Here is a 5167-nt window from a genome sequence, read left to right as displayed (position 1 = left end):
AATGAAGCGAGGGAGCGAAATGAGACAGAAAAAGGAGCAGAAAAAACTATCGAAAAAGAAAAAGACTCATATTCCATTTCGGTTAAATGTACTATTTTTTATTGTCTTTCTTTTATTTTCAGCTATTATAATTCAATTAGGTAAAGTACAAATCATTGATGGAGAAACGTATAGAAATGAAGTAAATAAAAAGGAAGATGTAACGGTAAGCACTCCCGTTCCTAGAGGGAAAATGTTTGATCGGCAAGGTCACGTTATTGTAAATAATAAACCATTGCGAACCGTTACATATACGAAAATGAGAGGAGTAGACTCGAAAGAAGTTTTACAAGTAGCAAGAGATTTAGCTAAGCTAATTGAAATGTCGCAAGAGGACATAGACAAGTTAACAGAAACAGATAAAAAGGATTTTTGGATGCAGTTAAATGAAAAGCGGGCAGCAGCGAAAGTAACGAAAGAAGATGAGAGTAAATTTAGAAAGCAGGAGATAGAAGGGAAAGAATTAGATAAAAAAGTTGAAGAGTTACGTAGGGAAAGAATTACACAAGAAGAATTAAGTGAACTTTCAAAAGAAGACCTAGAAGTACTAGCCATTAAAAGCAAAATGAATGCGGGATATAAAATGACGCCGCAAATCGTTAAAAAAGATGTAAGTCAAAATGAATATGCTGTCGTTAGTGAAAGGTTGGCAAGTTTACCGGGGGTAGATACAACAGTAGATTGGGAACGTGAATACCCAAATGATAAAATACTGCGCTCTATACTAGGTAGCGTTTCTAATGAAAATGAAGGGTTGCCAAGAGAACAATTAGATTATTATTTAGTTCGTGATTATAATCGAAACGACCGTATTGGTAAAAGTTACATCGAAAAACAATACGAAGATGCACTACACGGAACGAAAGAACAGTCTAAAAATATTACGGATAAAGCAGGGAAGATTGTTCGAACAGAAAAAGTGACTGAAGGAAAAAGTGGAAATAACTTGATGTTAACAGTCGATATGGATTTACAGAAAAGAGTAGAGGGAAGCCTTGAAAAGAATTTACGAGCCTTTCATGCTGCAGAGCCGATGATGGATCGTGCGTTCGTAGTAATGATGAATCCGAAAAACGGTCAAATTTTATCAATGGCAGGAAAGAAAATTGTAAATAAAGATGGCGGTATGCAAATAGAAGATTATGCATTAGGAACGATGACAAGTTCTTATGAGTTAGGGTCAACTGTAAAAGGTGCTACTTTATTAACTGGATATCAAACAGAAGCGATTAAGCCGTATACACATTTCTTTGATGCACCAATGTATTTTAAAGGAAGTTCTAAGCCGAAGAAATCGTGGAAAGAATTTGGGGATATTGATGATTTAAGAGCTTTGCAAGTGTCATCGAACGTTTATATGTTTAATACGGCTTTAAAAATGGCAGGCATTAATTATGTCCCAAACAATCCATTAGACATTAAACAAGAAACATTTAATAAAATGCGCTACTATTTTAGACAATTTGGCCTAGGTGTGTCGACTGGTATTGACCTGCCAAATGAATCAATTGGTCAAGTAGGTAGAACTGATAACATACCCGGATTTTTACTTGATTACGCGATTGGACAGTATGATACATATACGCCGCTTCAGCTTGCACAATATATTTCAACCATTGCAAATGGCGGTTACCGAATGAAACCACAAATTGTACAAGAAGTTAGAGAGCAACCGAATAGACCAGAGGATGTAGGAAAAGTCGTTCGGTCGATTGAACCAGTTGTATTAAATCGAGTGGATATGGACACTTCGTACATTAATCATGTAAAAGAAGGATTTAGAAGAGTTTTTCAAGAAGCTGACGGAACAGGTACCGGAACGTTTAAAGGTCTACCATATAAACCAGCGGGAAAAACAGGAACAGCTGAGACAGTATATGGTGGAGAAAGTGATATTGGAAGAGATGAGAACAACAACCGAAAAAAATGTTATAATTTAACTCTTGCCGGTTATGCACCATATGATGCTGATCCGGAAGTAGCTTTTTCAGTTGTTGTACCATGGGTGAATGATGATAAATCAGGAATTAATTCTGCGATTGGTAAAGAAATTTTGGATGCGTATTTTGAGTTAAAAACAAATAGATCAAATGCAAATTCAATTCCAGTAGAACAACCGAACAAGGCACAGTAAAAATAGTATCACTGCATGGAAACATATTGTGCAGTGATATATTTTTTGAGTTAAAAAGCGCTTTATAAGGTGGGAATGGATATGAAAAAGGAGATTAAGAGAGGCTGGGGCAAGTACATACTATTTATATTGGTGATAGTCATAGGCTACCATTCTTTTACTTTATGTAAGGTGGAAGGGGAATCGATGCAGCCGACTTTATATGAAGAAGATTACGTATTTGTAAATAAAGCAGTAGTACGTCTTTCTAATTTACAACACGGAGAAATTGTCATTATAAAGGAAGCGGATGAATCGAAATATTATGTGAAACGTGTAATAGGGCTTCCTGGTGATGTAATTAACATAACGAACGGAAAGGTATATGTGAACGATAAAAAGCAAGAAGAACCATATACAAACAAAGATTTATTTAACAACACACAAGTGTTTTATAACTTTCAAAAGACAAAAATTCCGCCAAATAAGTTATTTGTAATGGGAGATAACCGCGAAGTAAGTAGAGATAGTCGAAATGGCTTAGGATATATTGAAGAAGATAACATAATTGGCAAGGTGGAATTTGTATATTATCCTTTTTCAAAAATGAAAATAATAGAATAAGTGGGAGAGGAGCAAAACCCCACTTATTAAAGTTTCACTTTATTTTCTTTAAAAAACCTTTTGGATTAAATGATATGAAAAATTTATGTTTAGACTCGTCGATTATGAAGTTATTATTTTTAGTTAAAAACTCATCCACAGCCTCCATCGGGCCAGGACCCCAATCGGGAAGAAGCGGATGTCCATTAATGGAGGTATCTTCTACAATCATATAACTGCCAGTAGTGACGATAGATTTATATAGTAATAGTTCTTTGGATACATGCTCTTTACTATGATCAGAATCTAAAATAACTAAAACCACATCATCAGGTTTGCGCATGCTTACTATTGTTTGGATGGCCTGCACAGAAACAGAAGATGCTGTTAAATACGTAATCCGATTATGTGATGGTCGATTTGGCTGCGGAGTTATATCGATAGTAAGTACGTGACCTTTTCCAATTAAATCTAACATAGAAGCTAAATACAGTGCACTACCACCGTGAAAAGTCCCGCATTCAATAATTAAATCGGGCTTTAATTCATAAATGATTTCTTGATACAAAAAGAGATCAGAGGGAAGTTTACAGATTGGAACCCCGAACCAGTGTGTATCGTTTAACCATACGAGGCTGTTGTAATATTGGTTTAGAAATTCATTGTTTATATTATCGATTTTAAATTCTCCTTTCTAAAAAGGATTCTCTCGTTTGACGTAAAGTGTTTACGCATGAAAGTTGTACTATATATTATGTAGTAAGGAATTGTAAGGCGAGTGTTTTTACTTGAAAATAAGCCAAATAACTCATGTGGAAAATGAAAGGAAATGATCGTATGTACAAATACACAATTTGCTTTATTAGAAAAAGCGATAAAATACTGCTATTAAATAGAAATAAAAAGCCGAATATGGGGATGTGGAATGGTGTTGGAGGAAAAATAGAAGATAATGAAACGCCATACGAAGGAATAATTAGAGAAACATTTGAGGAAACGGGCATAGAACTTTCAAGTGTAACGTATAAAGGGACTGTTGATTTTAAAGGTAAAGATGAGCCCAAGGCTAGTGAAGGAATGTATGTGTTCGTTGCTGATTTGCCAGATGGAATGCAAATGAATACACCATTACGTACGGCTGAAGGTCTATTAGAATGGAAAGAAATTGATTGGATATTAGATGGTGATAATAGAGGAGTAGTTAGCAATTTACCAAAATACTTACCGACAGTATTAACAGAAGAAAATAAGTTAGAACATATGTTTACGTATGATAACCGGAATATTATTCATTACACAACTGCATGTTTGACAGAAGATGATGCGAACAAGCGATATGAAAAACAACTCATTTCTCAATAGAAGAGGAAAGTGAAAAATCACGTTTTTGCTCTTATCATATATGCGAGGTGATTATATGTTTCAGAAATACAATTCATTGGTCATAATTGTAATATGCATGATATAACTTTTCTTATTATGAAAGAGTAGAGAACATATGTAAACGGAGCAAAAAGGAGGTGGCTTTGCCACCTCTTTTTGTTAGCTACAAATCGCCTTAATCATAAAACGATGTTGCTTCACATCAAAATAACCTTTTTGTAAGATGATTTCATGTATACGATATAATTCCTCACAATATCTTTCAACAGTAAAATCAGGAATTTGCCACGGAATTGCTTTTAAATAATAGACGATAGCGCCAATGTCATAAAAGCGTTGGAAAGGGAATTCCTCTTTTGCATCTAAGATAGTAAATCCATTTTGCTTTAACTCACTGCATGCGGTTTCGAGAGACCAACTTGCAAATTCGCTATTTAGTGGTGAGCCAAACTGCTCATTAAGTTCCGCGCAATCAAGACCGCCAACTTGTTGTGTAAGAAAAACGCCACTTGGAGAAAGAATTCTGTTTACCTCAGAAGCAGCATACGATTCATGTTGATTTATAATTAAATTAAATTGACCATCTTGAAATGGCAAAGCAGTATCATCGGTCACTTCTACAACGGTAACCCCTAAAGGCTCTAATTTCTTTCGAGCAATTGGCACATTTGGAGCGTAGCCCTCAGTAGCGAATATAGTTGACGGGAACGGTTGTAACATAGATAAAAACTCTCCGCCGCCAGTACCCATATCGAGCATTGATTCTGCACGTTGCATAAGCTGAAAAGCAGTACTGCCGTATGACCACGATAAAGGCTCGCTCTTCATTCGACCTGTTTCTGAAATGAAAGAAAAATCCCAGCCGCTAAAATGTGTATTTGCACTTTCTAATAAAGTTAAAAATAATGGATCACGTTTCATAATTATGTCCTCCTATTTTTTTAATGGATGATATGATGAGAAAAGAAAAAGGGAGGACCTCTTATTAAAGTGGAACGGTTTTATGTTTCGTGTTCGAATAGATTCATA

At 35.3% G+C, this 5167-nt stretch carries 5 protein-coding genes; 3 read left to right on the top strand and 2 right to left on the bottom strand.

Annotated elements, in window-relative coordinates; genetic code table 11:
• Nucleotides 1–19 precede the first annotated feature (19 nt).
• The gene (locus tag ACQGS6_RS22550) at nt 20–2173 is read left to right on the top strand and encodes a peptidoglycan D,D-transpeptidase FtsI family protein (RefSeq protein WP_001249182.1); all 2154 of its coding nucleotides are present in this window, start codon (nt 20–22) and stop codon (nt 2171–2173) included.
• An 81-nt stretch (nt 2174–2254) separates the two neighbouring features.
• Nucleotides 2255–2776, top strand: coding sequence for a signal peptidase I (gene lepB, locus ACQGS6_RS22545; protein WP_001986493.1), 522 nt, complete (start codon nt 2255–2257; stop codon nt 2774–2776).
• A 34-nt stretch (nt 2777–2810) separates the two neighbouring features.
• Here lepB and ACQGS6_RS22540 read toward each other — a convergent pair whose 3' ends face one another.
• On the bottom strand, nt 2811–3434 hold the full coding sequence (locus ACQGS6_RS22540) for a cephalosporin hydroxylase family protein (RefSeq protein WP_074595418.1): 624 nt from the start codon (nt 3432–3434) through the stop codon (nt 2811–2813).
• Nucleotides 3435–3574: 140 nt separating this feature from the next.
• Between ACQGS6_RS22540 and ACQGS6_RS22535 the strand changes: the two genes are divergently transcribed.
• Nucleotides 3575–4117 (top strand): NUDIX hydrolase, encoded by a 543-nt coding sequence (locus tag ACQGS6_RS22535; RefSeq protein ID WP_228490604.1) that lies wholly within the window; start codon nt 3575–3577, stop codon nt 4115–4117.
• 180 nt (nt 4118–4297) lie between these two features.
• Here ACQGS6_RS22535 and ACQGS6_RS22530 read toward each other — a convergent pair whose 3' ends face one another.
• A complete protein-coding gene (locus tag ACQGS6_RS22530) occupies nt 4298–5059 on the bottom strand; it encodes a class I SAM-dependent methyltransferase (RefSeq protein WP_074625304.1) in 762 nt (253 codons plus the stop codon).
• Between the last annotated feature and the right edge of the window lie 108 nt (nt 5060–5167).

The organism is Bacillus sp. GMs2/2, from assembly GCF_050172095.1.
In the GTDB taxonomy this organism is placed as follows: Bacteria; Bacillota; Bacilli; order Bacillales; family Bacillaceae_G; genus Bacillus_A; species Bacillus_A cereus.
The sequence above is the reverse complement of the archived record's forward strand: the minus strand, read 5'-3'. Positions and strand labels throughout refer to the sequence as shown.

Excerpts from the sequence above, each read along its gene's own strand:
- ACQGS6_RS22550 (WP_001249182.1), top strand. The coding sequence starts at position 20 with ATGAGACAGAAAAAGGAGCAGAAAAAACTATCGAAAAAGAAAAAGACT.
- lepB (WP_001986493.1), top strand. The coding sequence starts at position 2,255 with ATGAAAAAGGAGATTAAGAGAGGCTGGGGCAAGTACATACTATTTATA.
- ACQGS6_RS22535 (WP_228490604.1), top strand. The coding sequence starts at position 3,575 with ATGAAAGGAAATGATCGTATGTACAAATACACAATTTGCTTTATTAGA.
- ACQGS6_RS22530 (WP_074625304.1), bottom strand. The coding sequence starts at position 5,059 with ATGAAACGTGATCCATTATTTTTAACTTTATTAGAAAGTGCAAATACA.